Here is a 13,808-nt window from a genome sequence, read left to right as displayed (position 1 = left end):
AAGGATTCGCCGGCCGCGGCTTTGTGAAAACCCGTAAAGTTCCGCCAATATAGGTCCGATACGGCCTTATCGCATCGAAAGCCAGATCAGCGCCGCGCTGCCGGCGACGATACGATACCAGGCAAAGGGCGTGAAACCGTGCTTGCTGACGATCCCGACGAACCATTTGATCACCAGGATCGCGACCAGGAACGACACCACGAACCCCACGCCGATCTCGGTCCAGCCGACTCGCCCCGACGCCAGCGTGCCGCCATGCTTGGCCAGCCCGAGCACCGTCGCGCCGAGCATCGTCGGGATCGCCAGGAAGAAGCTGAACTCGGCGGCGGTACGGCGCTCGACCCCCAGCGACAGCGCGCCCAGGATCGTCGCGCCCGAACGGCTGACCCCCGGCACCATCGCCATGCACTGGATGAGGCCGATCCCGATCACCCGCACCACCGGGATGTCGGCGATCCCGACGATATGCGCGTCGCGTACCAGCCGCTCGATCACTAGGATCGCGATGCCCCCGACGATCAGCGCGACCGCGACGACGCGTGGCGACCCCAGCAGCGCCTCGATATGGTCATGCAGCGCCAGCCCGATCACCGCCGCCGGGATGAACGCGATCACCAGGTTGCGCAGGAACCGCCACGATACCGGGTTTAGCTGCAACAGCCCCACCGCGACCGCCCAGAAGGTGCGCCAGTACAGCACCACCACCGCCAGGATCGCGCCGAGCTGGATGACGACGTTGAACATCGCCCATTGCTCCGAATCATAGCCGAGCAGCTCGCTGGCGAGGATCAGATGCCCGGTCGACGATACCGGCAGGAATTCGGTTACGCCCTCGACGATGCCGAGCAGGATCGCGACGAGAATTTCGGTCATGCAGCCACCCGGCTCCTGTTAACGATAGGGAGTAAGGCGCGCGCTCAGGCTGCGCCGAGCCGCCCGAAACGCCCATGCCGGCGGAAGCGCACCAGCCACCCCGGCGCGACCGCGGCGAGCGGCGTGGGGGTGATCCCCAGTGCGGCGAACCCCTTGGCCCCTGGCGCAACGACATTGTCCTGCTGGAGCATCCGCCACTGGTCCTGCGTGATCGGCGTCCCCGGCAGCGAGGCCAGGATCGCGCCGACCGAATCGGGAAGCTCGAGGAAATGCGGCTTGCGACCGATCGCATCGGCGATCCAGCGATGAAGCGCGCCCATGCTGATCACATCGGGCCCGCCCAGTTCGTACAGCTGCCCGCCATGCTGGCCCGGATCGGCGAGCGCCGCGACGACGGCCTGCGCCGCATCGGCGACATAGGCCGGCTGGAACTTCACCCCGGCGCGCAGCACCGGCACTACCGGCGCGGCGGCGATCATCCCGGCGAAGCGGTTCACAAATGCATCCTCGCGCCCGAACAGAATCGAGGGGCGCAGGATCGTCGCCTCGGGAAAGGCGCCGCGCACCGCCGCCTCGCCCTCGCCCTTCGACCGGCCATAGGCCGATGCCGAAGCCGGATCCGCGCCGATCGCCGAGACATGGACCAGCGCCTCTACGCCCGCCGCCTTCGCCGCCGCCGCAACGTTGCGCGCGCCGTCGACATGCACTGCCTGGAAATTGCCTGCGAGGATGCCGACCAGGTTCACCACTGCGTCGGCGCCGTCGACGGCGTGGCGCAGCGTCTCGGGCTGGGCGATGTCGGCCGCGACGAACTGGGTCTGGCCGAGCCCGCCCTGCGGCTTGAGGAACCACGCATCGCGCGGCCGCTTCTGCGCAATGCGCACCCGCGCGCCGGCGCGCAGCAATTCCTGTGCGACATAGCGGCCAAAAAATCCGCCGCCACCGATCAGCGTTACCAGCCTGTCTTTCATGTCCGCCTCATCCGCCGTCCTGCGAGCCGCCCCCAATGCCGCGCGCAGCCCAAAACGGCAAGCGCCACGCACGCTTCGCTTTTCCGCAACGTCGCAGTTGACAAGCCAACCACCCCGCCCCTAAAGGCCGCCCCCTACCCCGTGCCCAGATGGCGGAATTGGTAGACGCACCAGCTTCAGGTGCTGGCGATCGCAAGGTCGTGGAGGTTCGAGTCCTCTTCTGGGCACCAATACTGGCTCTGGATACGTCCAGCAGCGTCCAGCAAACAGCTGGTTTTACAGCATATTTTCAGTGAAAATCGCCAAATGGAATCCGGGCTCATCCACCCGAATCCATCGGCAGCACCATCAAAATGATGGTGTTTTTGATGGTGCCGGAGAGCCCTTTGGAGCTGGTACCATCATGGCACTGAATCACATCCAGATCACCAACGCGAAGCCCAAAGACAAGGCCTCCAAGGTGGCCGACTCCGATGGGCTCTACCTCGTCGTCCAGACCAACGGTACGAAACTCTGGCGCATGAACTGCCGACACCTTGGCCGGCAGAAGACGCTCTATTTCGGCGCCTGGCCCGAGGTGGGAATCGCCATGGCGCGCCAGCGGCGCGATAAGGCGCGGGAGCAGATTGCCGCCGGCCTCGATCCCGCTGCCGAGAAGAGGGGCGAGAACCTCGCGCGCAAGGTGGCGGCCGACAACACGTTCAAGACGATCGCAGAAGAATGGGTGCCGAAGAATGAACGGGAGGGCCGCGCACCGATCACGCTCGACAAGATTCGCTGGCTGCTCGGCATGACGTATCCGATGATCGGCAGCCTTCCCGTCTCGAAGATGTCGCCGCAGGAAGTCTTGGCCGTCCTGCGCGCCGTGCCGCAGCACAACCTGCCCGTGGGCAGGCACCGGCAACGCTTTGGGCGCACGCATATGGGCTATCCCGCGGGCCCGTTCCGACGCCTGTATATCGACACGCTCGGCCCATGGGCTGCTCGCGCCGATCAGGCGATCCGCCACCGGCTGATTGTTCACGATCGTCATATAGCCGGCGCCCGTCATCGCCCCTCCGGGCACCGCGGCTGCCCAGGGATCGACAACAGCGATCGGACCATGCGCCGCACCCGCATCGCCATGGGCATGGGCTGCGTCGTCTGCGTCATGCGGTGACAGATAGGTGGTGAGATATGCCGTCGTGGTGAGCGCGCCGACGAACAGCAGTATCTCGGCGACAATCGCCCGGCGCAGCCAGACACGAGCGTCGGCACGGGCGGCAAGACGGGGTGTCAGGATCAGTTTGTTGATACCTGCCAGGACGAGCAGTGCGCCGGTAAAGGCGAGCTTGACGAGCAGTCCCTGCTGATAGGCAAGCGCGAGATCGATCCGCAAGTTGAGCAAGGCGGCGGTCGTTGTCAGGGCAGCGGCGAGGAGGACGCCGACCACCCAGACTGCCTGTCGGCTGAACCGGTCGACCAGTGACAGAAATTCCGCCGCGCTGGTCCGGTTCGCCCCGAGCAGGATCCACAGGCCGCCCAACCACCAGGCGGCGGCGGTTACGTGCAGGATGACGGTGATCGATGTCACGATGCCGTTGGTAGCGGCATGGCCGACGACGCCGAACGCGGCGAGGATCATCGCCGCGCCGACCAGTGCGACCCGCCTCCTCGCGAACGCCGCTACCCATATACCACCGACGAGATGCAGCCCCAGCGCCGCGCCGAGCGGTGACAGGAACAGCGCGCCAAGCGTCGCCGCGTCCGCGCCGCCGCCGAGCCGCACGAAGAACAGCAGCGCCTCCCCGCAGGCTGTGATCGCCAGCGCGATGCCCGCCCAGCGCGTGACACCCGCAGCCATCGGACGCGACTGGGCGCCGCCGCGCGCCCAGGTTACCCGCGCCAGGATCGTGCCCGCAGCGGTCAGCGCCGCCGCAGTGCCGATCCCCTTGGCGAGCGCGGCGAGCGCTTCGAGCATATCAGGGCTTGGGCGCGCGGAGGACGATGATGATGCTGCCTTCGACGACATGGCCGTCGCGCGACAGCGCCCGCCACCGCACCTCGTTGCGGCCGCGCACGAACCCCGGCTGGGGCGCGTTGAACACCAGCGCCTTGCCGGCCGGCTTGAACGGCAATTGCCGCTCGCCAGCCGCCGTCACCAGCGTCAGCGACGTCAGCGACGCGGGCTCAAGGAAGGTCAGCGTCAGTACGGGCGGGGATTGGGTCAGGACGCTGCCGCTCGCCGGGTTGGAGCTGCGCAGCGCGGTATGCGCCTGCACCGCCGCCGGCACCGCCAGCGCTGCCGCGACGATCGCGGCGGTCCACAATGTCTTCATTTGGCGTTTTCCTTCTTGGGCCAGGGGTTGGCGAAGCGCGGATCGTGCAGCAGCGCCTCGTCGGTCAGCGACGTCAGAAACGCGATCAGGTCCGCGCGTTCCGCTCGCGTCAGCGTGAAGCCCGAGACAAACGAACTCTTATAGGGGTTGGTGCGGCCAATCCCGGCGTGCGGCCCGGAGGAAATCGTCCGCCCGCCCGCTGCATAATGATCGATCACCGCGTCGAGCGTCGGAATCGAACCATCGTGCATATAGGGCGCCGTCACCGCCACGTTGCGCAGGCTCGGCGCCCGGAACCGGCCCATATCCTCGGGCCGGCCGGTGATCTCGGCAATGCCGGTATTGTTCGCTGGATACGCGCCCTTGCGGTCGAGATTGTAGAGCCCGGTATTGTGGAAGGCGATCTCGCCCGCCTTGTTGCGCTCGTGTAGCACGGTGTCCGCGAGGTTCAGGCCGTTATGGCAGTGATGGCATTCGAGCCGCTCGGAGAAGAACAGCGCTTCGCCCCGGACCGCCGAGTCCGAAAGGGCGTCGGCATCGCCTTCATAGCGATAGCGGTCATAGGGCGAGCGCATCGACACGATCGAGCGTTCGAACGCCGACAATGCACGGACCACCGTGGCCAGTGAAATCTCGCCGTCCGCCTCCGGAAATGCCTGGGCGAAGAGGCGCCGGTACACCGGCTCAGCGGCGAGCCGCTGGACGATCTCGGCGTCCTTGCCGGCCAGCCCGAGTTCGACAGGCTCCTGCCCCAGCAGCGGCACCAGCGCCTGCTGCTCGAGATGCTTTAGCAGCGGATTGGCCCAGGTCAGCACCGGGAAATAGGCGACGTTGACCAGCGACATCGAATTGCGCGGCGTGCTCTCGCCGGTGACGCCCTTGGATACCGCGCGTCCGTCGGTGAAGGCGCGCGCCTGTTCGTGGCAGGAGGCGCACGCCATCGTGCCGTCCAGCGACAGGCGCGTGTCGTAGAACAGATACCGCCCCAGTTCGACCTTGGCCGGCGTGGTCGGGTTGGCGGCAGGCTCCATCGGTCGGGGGGCCCAGGCCGGCAGACCAAAGTCGTACCGACTGGGCACCATCGCGTCGATCGGCTGGAGCGCCGATTGCCGCTGCTGCGCATGCGCCACGCTGAGGGCCAGCAGGACTGCCGAGAATAGCAGGGCGAGGTTCCAGACGCGCTGCACGGCTATTCGGCCCGTACCCATTTCTGGCCGCTCGAGGGCTTGCTGTCGAACGGCAGGCCGAGCCGGTCGAAGATCGCGATGCAGTCGCCATCGCTCGGGAAGGACATGCAGCCCGATGCCGATTTGGGTGCGTTGACCGTGATGTCGGTGCCGGCAAGCAGCGCGCCCATGTCGAGGATCACCGTCGATTTGGCCGGATCAAAGCCGTCGAGCCGATAGCTGGGCCGGTTGGGGTTGGCGCAGGGCGCGCTCGGCGCGGTCATCGGCGATCCTTCACCGCAAGCGGTGCTGCCGAGATGGATCGAGAAGCCGGTCGCGGCATTGGGGCCGCCCGCGCCGCCGCTGGTTTGCAGATCGATCGTGGTGAACTTGTAGCCGACCCGCCATGGCCAGGTCAGCGCGGTGACGTTGAGCGGCGCGGCGGCGAGCGTAGGATCCTGGTGGTTGACGGCTTGCGGCACGCCGACCTCGAAGATCAGGCCGCGATAGTCGCCGGCGGGCACGGTGCCGCGCACCACCTTGTTGGTGGCGGCGTTGCCGTTGCAGTTGCCCGACCCGTCCTCGAAGTCGAGCAACGTCACCTGATCGCTCTGCCACTGATCGTCGGGGGTGAGCGTCACCGGCACCGCGCGTCCGCTGGCGTCGATCAGCTTCACCGCCGATACATAGACGCGCATATCCTGGAAGCGCAGGCCGGCTTTGGCGGTGCCGACATCGGCATAGGCTTGGCCGCACCGCGCCGGCTCGGTGCCGACCCGCGCATCGAAGCGGATTTCGACGGGTTGCTGCGTGGGTTGTGCGAACGCCGGGATGGCTGCGACAGCGGCCAGCAGCGTGCCTAGCGCGAGAACGAACCGCATCATGATTTCTCCTTCACCTTGGGATTGGGGGGGCTCGCAACCGCCCGTTGAGCATGACCTATGCCGATCGCGGCCTGTGTGGCGGGCATCAGCGTCACGCGGCAGCGACAAGTGCAGGGATGGCATACATGCGTTCGTCTCCTGGAAAGCGCGTCAGAATTTGCGGGTGAACGACAGCTCGACGCTGCGCGGTGCGCCGATGAAGACGAGGCCGGAGGCGTAGCCGGACCAGTCGGCATAGAATTCGTCGGTGAGGTTGCGTCCGCGCAGCGTCAGCGTGCCGAAGGATGCGTTCCACGACACCGCCGCGTCGAAGGTCGTGAAGGCGTTGACCTTGGTGACGTTCGCGGTCTCGGTGTAGAAATCGCCATTGTGGCGCATGCTGCCGACCAGCGTGATCGGCAGTGCCTTGGGCGACCAGGTGACGACGAGATCGGCCAGCCGCTCGGGGACGTTCTGCGGCCGGTTGCCCGCGCGGTTGACGCCGCCCGCCTCGATCAGTTCCAGATATTCGGCGTCGAGCAGCGTGCCGCTCGCGGTCACGTTCAGCTCCGGCGTGACCGGCAGGTTGAGCGAGATTTCCGCCCCGCGCGAGCGTTGCGCGCCGCCCTGGAACACTACCGCCGGGTTGGTCGGATCGCGCGTGAGGATGTCGTCCTGCCGGATATAGAAGGCCGATGCGGTCAGTTCGACGCCGGTTCCGCTGAGCGAGGTCTTGATGCCCCCTTCATAGGAATAGCCGGTGGTCAGTTCGAACTTCGCGTTGGCGGCGCTGAGGAACAGCAGGCCGCTGACCGGGGTGACCGCGCGGGTATATTGCGCGAACAACTGGGTGCGGGGCGTGACGCTATAGACCGTGCCCGCGCGCCACGAGATCGGGTGATAGGTCTGGCCATAGGTCTGCACCGCGCCGCTGGTGGCGTTGCGCACGCTGCGGTCGAGCTTCACATCGTCATAGCGTATGCCGCCGACGACCAGCCACTGGTCGGTCAGATTGAGCGCATCCTCGGCGAAGATCGCAAGCGCATCGACCTTCGCGGTGACGTCCTGGCGCGTCGAGAAATTGGCGGGGGTGTCGGCCGGGAAAATGCCCCGCACCGGATTGAACGGATCGACGGACGAGGCGCCGAAGCGCCGCACCGTGAAGAAATCGGTATGGCCGAATTCGGCTCCGATCGTGAAGCGATTGCGCAGCCCCGCGATCCGGCCGTCAAAGGCAAGGTGCAGGCGCTGGTTCCAATATTGGTGATCGTGGCTGATATAGGTCGCGCCGCGATCGATCCGCCCGGTCGTGGCGTTGAAGCTATATTCGTCGGCGTCCTTATAGTCGCGGAAGCTGTCATAATAGCTGGTGTCGCTGACGATCGTCAGCGTGTCGCTCAGCGCATAGTCGGCGCGGGCGCGCAGCCAGGTCGTGTTCGACCCGTCCTTGCCGTCGGTATAGTCGAAGTTGGTCCGGCGCATCGCCTTGTCGAGCACCAGCCCGGAACTGCCCGACACCGCCGATGACGGGTCGCGCGCCACCGACCGCGCGACGACCGGCGTGCCGTAATAGGCGGTCTCGAACCGGTCCTCGAAATGGTCGACCGAGACGACCAGCGAGAAGCGGTCGCTGGGCTTGAAGAGGAGCGAGCCGGTGGCCGCGAAGGTCCGGCTGTCGGCGTCGTCGATCCACCCCGACGAGCGCGAGAAGGACACGTCGCCGCGCACTGCCAATGTCTTACCGAGCGGCAGGTTCACATCGGCGGCGAGGCGTGCGGTATCGAAGCTGCCATAGCTGGCCAGCATCTCGCCGCTCGGTCCGTCAAGAGTGGGTCGGCGCGGCACGAAGTTGATCGCGCCGGCCAGCGCGCCTTCGCCCGAGGTGACCGAGGCCGGCCCCTTGATGACTTCGATCCGCTCGAACGACCAGGCATCCCAGTTGCGCACCCCGACGTCCGAATTGGCCATGCGCACGCCGTCATAGAGATAGTTCACCGCACGCTGGAAACCGCGCATCGACACCGCGCCGATCGATCCCGGCAGGTTGCCGGAGGCGACGCCGGGCGCGGCGTTCATCGCCTCAATCGCGTTGCGAACGCCCTGCAGCTGGAAATCCTGCTGCGTGACGATGTCGACCACCGCCGGCGTCTCGCGGATGGAGAGGCCGAGCCGGCCCGACACCTCGGTTTGCTGCTCGAGTTGCTGGCCGGTGACGAGGATCGTGTCGCGGTCGGTGGAATTGTCGGCGACCTGGGCCAGCGCCGGAGACGCGACGAGGCACGCCGCGATGGCGAGGAACGATGCTTTCACGAGAAACTCCCTGTTGTATGGGCTTGGGCGCGGGCCGCGAGGCGGCGGCGCCAGTGAAGGAACCCGGTCACGAACAGACCGAGCGGAACGAGGCCGAGGATCACGGCGAGGATGCGGGTCGACAGGCCCGCGATCGATCCGTCGTGCAGGACGCGGATCCATTTGACGGTGGTCGTCGCCGCGTTGCCGCGCCGCACGTCATGGACGGCAAGCACGGCGCCGGAATATTGGTCGATAAAGACGAAGCTGCCGGGGAAGCGGCGATGCGGATCGCCGGGCATCTGCACCCGGATGCGGAACGGCTTCGGTCCCGCGCCCGGCACGTCGATAAAAGCGAGCCGGGCCTCCGGCACTGCCCGGCGTGCAGCGGCGAGCGCCCGCGCGATCGGGATTTGCCGTCCGCGCGATGCGCCCGATTGCGGATCGGGTATCGGGTCGGGCGCAGCGATCGTCGCAGTCAGCAACTGCGCCTTTACCGTGGGCAGCGCGAGCAGCGCGCCGGTGCCGACCAGCACGAAAAGCAGGCCCATGCTCCACACGCCCGCCAGTTTGTGGAGGTCGCGCAGCCGCCGGATCGGCACGGCGTTGCGCTTGAAGGCAAGCGCCTTGCGCCAGCTCCCGCGCGGCCACCAGACCACGATGCCGCTGACCAGCAGCACCAGCATCGCGAAGCCCGACCAGCCGACGATCTGACTGCCGATCTCGCCCGCGAGCAGATGCATGTGCAGTTCGTAGAGCCAGCTCATCAGATAGCCGCCCCACGGCTCGGCGCGCAGCACTTGGGCACCATCGGGGGAGAACCACACCATGGTGCGTGCGGCGTGATGGCCATGCGCTTCCGATGGGTAGTAGCGTGCGGGGATGGCACCGGGCTCGCCGGTCGCCTCGAACGACCAGTTGCCGTGGGGATCGGGCCAGTGCGTCCGGGCGGTGGTCAGCGCGCGGTCCCAGGCCGGCGATGACCAGTCCAATGTCGGCGCGGACGCCGTCGGTTGGATCGCCGGATGCAACGCCTTGTCGATCTCGATATAGAAGACCAGCGCCGAGCCGGTCGCGGCCAGCAGCGCGAACAGCCCGCCAAGCGCCAGCCCGAGCCAGAGATGGACCTGGCGGAGAAGGATGCGGCTGCGTGCGGTCACGCGGTGCCCCGCGCGGTTTGCAGCAGCGCCCGGATGCGGGGCTCGAGCACGCGCCGCTCATCAGCCGACACGCATTGGCCGATCGGGTATCGCTCGTGGCGAAAGACGAGCCACAGCGCATGGTCGAGTTCGGTGCGGCCGTTCGCCTCGAGCCGCGTCCAATAGGCCGGCAGGGCGATTCGGGACTGGCGACCGCGCCCGTCGAGGCGGACAAGCTCGACGACCCCGTCGACGACGCGGAGCCGTTCCTCGGGGACCGGCCCCTTATTGAACAGGTACAGCGCGACCGCGAGCCCGCCGATGTCGAGCACCGAGAAGAGCAGCACCAGCCAGGCGCCGATCAGCACGAAGCGCAGCGATAGAAGCGCGGCGGCTACGCCTGCTCCCCAGAGCAGATACTTCCCCTGAACCGGCAGCGCCGACCGCGGTGCGATCATGCGGATTTCGTTCTCGGTGGCGTGTGTCGCTTGCCACGGACCGATCGCGTCTGGGGGCGTGCGCCCGGAAAGGGCCTCGGCGCTCATTGGGCCATCGCCGCCATGGCGGGCGTGCCCGCATCGGCGGCGTGGCGCTCGCCAAGCACCGCGTCACCGACGCGAAAAACCAGGCACAGCCCGATCAGCAGCCAGGCCGAGCGGCGCGTCCGGCGCAGCCAGGCGATGAACGGCGTGGGTGCCGTTGCAATATTCGACATTTTGGGAGTTCCTCCGCTCCTGCCGCCCGAAGGCGTCACGCGCATGGGTGAGCCATGCGCTGCCAGCGGCGACCGAGATCGATGCGCCGCGCCTGCTTCAGTCGCGTGAAGGAGGTCCCTGAGCGGGCGGCGGTGGCGCAGCCAGACGGTGAACGGTCATGTCCGCCATCGAGGAACGGAGCGGCGCATCGAAAGTCGAAGCCGGCGTAACGCGTAATGCCGGATCGGTCGGGTCGAGCAGCGGGCCGCCGAGCCCGATGGCGAAGGCGCAAGGTGCCGCTGCCGGGCCATGATGGTCCTGGCCGTCCTCACGCTGCGGAATGGGCAGGAACGCCGTCACCGCGCCCTGGCCCGTGCAGACGGAGATCGTGATGCCATGTGCATTGGCGATCGGCATGAACCCGGTCGGGATCGCGACCCGGATCGCCAGCACGCACAGCAGCAGCAGCGCGAAGACGCGCCGTGCGGGCGTGGAGTTGCGGATCCGGGTCGTCAGCGGCATCGGTTCAGCCCTGCGACCGAGGAGCGCAGGCGGTCATGACGCCGCCTTCACCGCGGCGAGCGCCGCACGCACCTGGCCCGGAAAGGCGGTGTACATCGACCTCATGATCGCCTGCACCTCTGGGGGTGCGGTGCGGGTTGAGCCGGCATGGAAGGGCGGCTGCGGATCGTATTCGCAGCCCAGCTGTACGCCCTGCGCATAGACCGGGTCGCGCAGCTCGGCGACCATGGCGATCCCGAAATCGAGCCCGGCGGTGACCCCGGCGCCGGTGATGCGGTTGCGGTCGCGCACGACGCGCTCGGAGACCGGCGTCGCGCCGCAATCGGCCAGGGTCTCGAGCGCGGCCCAGTGGGTCGTCGCGCGATAGCCCTGGAGCAGTCCCGCAGCACCCAGGATCAGTGCGCCGGTACATACCGATGTGACATACTGGGCGCGGGCGCCGCGATCGGCGATGAAGGCGCGCGTGGCGTCATCGCGCATCGCCGCCAGCGTCCCGCTCGCACCGCCGGGTGCGAACAGCACGGTCAGGTCCTTCGGGCACTCGGCGAAGGTCGTGGTGGGAAGGATGGTGACGCCGGTGTCGCTGGTCATCGGATCGCGCGTCTTGCCGACCAGATGGACCGTCGCGCCCATCAGCGCCGCGAACATATATTGCGGCCCGATCAGGTCGAGGATCGTCATGCCGGGATAGCAGAGCATGGCGATCTGGTCGGGCTTTACCCAGCCGGGCGGCATCTCGGCCATGGTGTGGCCGGCGTGCGGATCGGCGGCGGTCTGCGCGCCGGCCCGGCTGGCGGCCAGCGCACCGAACAGCCCCATCATCAGCGCGGTGCGGCGATCGAAGCCCTCCATCAGAACCCTCCCTTGAGCGTGAGGAAGGCCGAGCGCGGCTGGGTGGGGATCACATAGGGGCCGCCGAAATACTGGTACGGCTCCAGCCCGTCATTGCCGAGCAGGTTGGTCACCGACAGGCTGAGCGAGACGGGGCCGAGATCGTAGGAGGCCTGCGCGTCCACCAGCGCCATGCCCTTGACCGACACCGTGTTGGGCAAGGTAAGCTCGCGCCGCGACACGGCGGTGACGCCGCTTCCCAGTGAAAAGCCCCGCAACGCGCCGTCGCGGAAGCGGTAGCGCGCCGCCAGCCGCCCGCTATGCGCCGGCACCGCGCGCAGCCGGTCGCCGACCGGCAGGCTGTTGTCCTTGGTGACCTTGGCGTCGGTATAGGCATAGTTGAACAGCAGCGACACCGAGGGGACCGGCTCATAAATCAGGTCGAGTTCGGCGCTGCGCGCGCGCTGCTCGCCGGTCTGGATGTTCGCGAACGGCACCACCGGATCGGCGGTCACCACATTCTGGCGGGTGATCTGGTAGAGCGCGGCGGTGCCGGTCAGCCCCTTGATCGGCGCTGCGAACTTGATCCCGCCTTCCCAGGCCTGCGACGTCTCGGGCTTGGGGGTGATGGTGTAGAAGCCACCGCCGACCACGCCCTGGAACCCCTCGGCATAGCCGCCGAACAGCGAGATGCCGTCGACGATGCGGAAGGTCGCGCCGATCCGCGGCGTGACCTTCTCCGCGGTATCCTCGGTCGCCACGCCGACATTGCTGGTGACCTTGATATGCGTCCAGCGCAGGCCGAGCGTCACGTCCAGCCGATCGCCGATACCGATCTGGTCCTGCGCGAAGAGGGCGAAGCTCTCCATCCGGTCGTGCTGATCGAAATAAAAGGGCGGGTCGCCGCCAAAGTTCGGCGCCGGCAGCGGGCGGGCGTAGTCGATCGTCGCCCAGGCCGGATTGAAATACATCGCCCCGAAATAGCGGCTATGGTCGTAATCGGCGCCGACCAGGATCGTCTGGCGCAGGCCACCCTCCCCGAAGCGGGCGGTAACCGTGCCGGTCGCATAGGTCTTCTTGCTCTCGGACGGCAGAAAGGCGGTGCCGAAATTATAGACCGTCCCGCTGATCTCGCCATAGGGAAAGCTGCCCCGTTCCTCGAAGCTGGTGATGGTGCGCGCGACGGTCAGATTCGCCTCCACCCGGTCCGAAAAGCGGTGGGTGAGCGATCCGGTCAGCCCCTTGTTCTCGATTCCGGTGCGCGGCATGTCGCGCGCGCCGGCATAGGTAGCGCGATCAATCACCGCGACCGGATCGAGCAGCGACACCGGCAGGCCGGCATATTCGGTCTGCTCGATCTTGCTGTAGCGCCCGCGCACCACCAGGCTGGTATCGGTGCCAAGGCCGATCGCCAGGGTCGGGAAGATCGCGCGGCGATCGCGGCTGACGAAGTCGATATAGCTATCGGCGCTGTCGATCATGCCGGTCACGCGCAGGGCGACGCCCGCCATCAGCGGCAGATTGACGTCGCCTTCCGCCCCAACCGTGCCGAACGAGCCCGCACGCGCGGTGATCGTCATGCCCAGCCGGTCGTAAGGATCGCGCGAGACGAGGTTGATGACCCCCGACAGCGGCGCGCCGCTGCCCCCGCCATAGAGCGTGGCGGTCGGCCCCTTGGCGACGTCGATGCGCTCGACATTGACCAGCGTGCCGGGATCGCCGACGCCGGCCGGGAGCTGATAGGTCGGCACGCCGTCGATGTAACAATTGACTGCGAAGCCGCGGATGAGCGTCGGCTGGAGCACGGTCTGCTCGATGCTGGTGGGCACCACGCCCGAGACGTTGACCAGCGCGTCGGGCAGTGTCTGGAGATCCTGCTCCTCGATCAGCGTGCGCGTGATCGTCTGGATCGACTGGGGGACTTTCTCGACCGGCGTGGCGGTGCGCGTCGCGGTCGTGGTCTGCGGCGTGGCATAGGTTTCGCGCTGACCGGTCACGACGATGGTGTCGGCGGTCCAGCCCTGGGCGGGCTTGTCCTGAGCATGGGCGGCAACGGGCGCTACGGTGCAGGCGAGCGTCGCCAGCATTCGGGTCTTGAGCATGGAATTCTCCGGCAGGGCTGGGAATGCGCGACAGGCGCG

12 protein-coding genes, 1 tRNA gene and 2 pseudogenes are annotated in these 13,808 nt (G+C 67.4%); 2 read left to right on the top strand and 13 right to left on the bottom strand.

The genetic code is table 11. The features are described 5' to 3' along the window. Positions 1–66: 66 nt before the first annotated feature. Together TS85_RS21040 and TS85_RS21035 are read right to left on the bottom strand one after the other, a co-directional pair. Positions 67–873 (bottom strand): undecaprenyl-diphosphate phosphatase, encoded by an 807-nt coding sequence (locus tag TS85_RS21040; RefSeq protein WP_044334826.1) that lies wholly within the window; start codon positions 871–873, stop codon positions 67–69. A gap of 44 nt (positions 874–917) precedes the next feature. Further along, positions 918–1,844 (bottom strand): complex I NDUFA9 subunit family protein, encoded by a 927-nt coding sequence (locus TS85_RS21035; RefSeq protein ID WP_044334824.1) that lies wholly within the window; start codon positions 1,842–1,844, stop codon positions 918–920. A gap of 143 nt (positions 1,845–1,987) precedes the next feature. Between TS85_RS21035 and TS85_RS21030 the strand changes: the two genes are divergently transcribed. After that, positions 1,988–2,074, top strand: a tRNA-Leu gene (locus TS85_RS21030). Between the two features lie 173 nt (positions 2,075–2,247). Then, positions 2,248–2,658: pseudogene (locus tag TS85_RS26460) on the top strand (Arm DNA-binding domain-containing protein); the annotation flags it as partial. A gap of 105 nt (positions 2,659–2,763) precedes the next feature. Here TS85_RS26460 and TS85_RS26185 read toward each other — a convergent pair. The 11 genes and pseudogenes from TS85_RS26185 to TS85_RS20980 all read right to left on the bottom strand — a co-directional run. Further along, positions 2,764–3,468 (bottom strand): annotated as a pseudogene (locus TS85_RS26185) (CopD family protein); the annotation flags it as partial. 337 nt (positions 3,469–3,805) lie between these two features. After that, positions 3,806–4,162: a copper resistance CopC family protein gene (locus TS85_RS21020; RefSeq protein WP_044334820.1), complete on the bottom strand. Its 357-nt coding sequence runs from the start codon at positions 4,160–4,162 to the stop codon at positions 3,806–3,808. After that, entirely contained in the window at positions 4,159–5,370 is a 1,212-nt protein-coding gene (locus tag TS85_RS21015; protein WP_044334818.1) for a methanobactin export MATE transporter MbnM, read from the bottom strand. The genes TS85_RS21020 and TS85_RS21015 overlap by 4 nt, the downstream gene beginning before the upstream one ends. Next, entirely contained in the window at positions 5,352–6,212 is an 861-nt protein-coding gene (locus TS85_RS21010; protein WP_052508045.1) for an MbnP family copper-binding protein, read from the bottom strand. Before TS85_RS21010 ends, TS85_RS21015 begins: the two co-directional genes overlap by 19 nt. Positions 6,213–6,362: 150 nt before the next feature. Then, the gene (locus TS85_RS21005; RefSeq protein ID WP_044334817.1) at positions 6,363–8,501 is read right to left on the bottom strand and encodes a TonB-dependent receptor; all 2,139 of its coding nucleotides are present in this window, start codon (positions 8,499–8,501) and stop codon (positions 6,363–6,365) included. After that, positions 8,498–9,640, bottom strand: a complete 1,143-nt coding sequence (locus tag TS85_RS21000) for a PepSY-associated TM helix domain-containing protein (RefSeq protein ID WP_044334816.1) — start codon at positions 9,638–9,640, stop codon at positions 8,498–8,500. The genes TS85_RS21005 and TS85_RS21000 overlap by 4 nt, the downstream gene beginning before the upstream one ends. Then, complete coding sequence (locus tag TS85_RS20995) at positions 9,637–10,077, bottom strand: DUF2244 domain-containing protein (RefSeq protein WP_162184752.1); 441 nt, start codon at positions 10,075–10,077, stop codon at positions 9,637–9,639. The genes TS85_RS21000 and TS85_RS20995 overlap by 4 nt, the downstream gene beginning before the upstream one ends. Positions 10,078–10,160: 83 nt before the next feature. Continuing rightward, positions 10,161–10,334, bottom strand: coding sequence for a hypothetical protein (locus tag TS85_RS25635; protein WP_155006512.1), 174 nt, complete (start codon positions 10,332–10,334; stop codon positions 10,161–10,163). Positions 10,335–10,431: 97 nt separating this feature from the next. Beyond that, on the bottom strand, positions 10,432–10,836 hold the full coding sequence (locus tag TS85_RS20990) for a hypothetical protein (protein WP_044334812.1): 405 nt from the start codon (positions 10,834–10,836) through the stop codon (positions 10,432–10,434). A 33-nt stretch (positions 10,837–10,869) separates the two neighbouring features. Further along, positions 10,870–11,688 carry a DJ-1/PfpI family protein gene (locus TS85_RS20985; protein ID WP_044334811.1) on the bottom strand — a complete coding sequence of 273 codons (819 nt, stop codon included), beginning with the start codon at positions 11,686–11,688 and terminating at the stop codon, positions 10,870–10,872. Continuing rightward, positions 11,688–13,769 carry a TonB-dependent siderophore receptor gene (locus tag TS85_RS20980; protein ID WP_077228736.1) on the bottom strand — a complete coding sequence of 694 codons (2,082 nt, stop codon included), beginning with the start codon at positions 13,767–13,769 and terminating at the stop codon, positions 11,688–11,690. The genes TS85_RS20985 and TS85_RS20980 overlap by 1 nt, the downstream gene beginning before the upstream one ends. Between the last annotated feature and the right edge of the window lie 39 nt (positions 13,770–13,808).

It is taken from the genome of Sphingomonas hengshuiensis (genome assembly GCF_000935025.1).
Classification (GTDB): Bacteria; Pseudomonadota; Alphaproteobacteria; order Sphingomonadales; family Sphingomonadaceae; genus Sphingomonas; species Sphingomonas hengshuiensis.
The sequence above is the reverse complement of the archived record's forward strand: the minus strand, read 5'-3'. Positions and strand labels throughout refer to the sequence as shown.

Coding starts and splice junctions, on each gene's coding strand:
- TS85_RS20985 (WP_044334811.1), bottom strand. CDS start 11,688: ATGGAGGGCTTCGATCGCCGCACCGCGCTGATGATGGGGCTGTTCGGT.
- TS85_RS21015 (WP_044334818.1), bottom strand. CDS start 5,370: ATGGGTACGGGCCGAATAGCCGTGCAGCGCGTCTGGAACCTCGCCCTG.
- TS85_RS21040 (WP_044334826.1), bottom strand. CDS start 873: ATGACCGAAATTCTCGTCGCGATCCTGCTCGGCATCGTCGAGGGCGTA.
- TS85_RS20995 (WP_162184752.1), bottom strand. CDS start 10,077: ATGATCGCACCGCGGTCGGCGCTGCCGGTTCAGGGGAAGTATCTGCTC.
- TS85_RS21020 (WP_044334820.1), bottom strand. CDS start 4,162: ATGAAGACATTGTGGACCGCCGCGATCGTCGCGGCAGCGCTGGCGGTG.
- TS85_RS21035 (WP_044334824.1), bottom strand. CDS start 1,844: ATGAAAGACAGGCTGGTAACGCTGATCGGTGGCGGCGGATTTTTTGGC.
- TS85_RS25635 (WP_155006512.1), bottom strand. CDS start 10,334: ATGTCGAATATTGCAACGGCACCCACGCCGTTCATCGCCTGGCTGCGC.
- TS85_RS20990 (WP_044334812.1), bottom strand. CDS start 10,836: ATGCCGCTGACGACCCGGATCCGCAACTCCACGCCCGCACGGCGCGTC.
- TS85_RS20980 (WP_077228736.1), bottom strand. CDS start 13,769: ATGCTCAAGACCCGAATGCTGGCGACGCTCGCCTGCACCGTAGCGCCC.
- TS85_RS21010 (WP_052508045.1), bottom strand. CDS start 6,212: ATGATGCGGTTCGTTCTCGCGCTAGGCACGCTGCTGGCCGCTGTCGCA.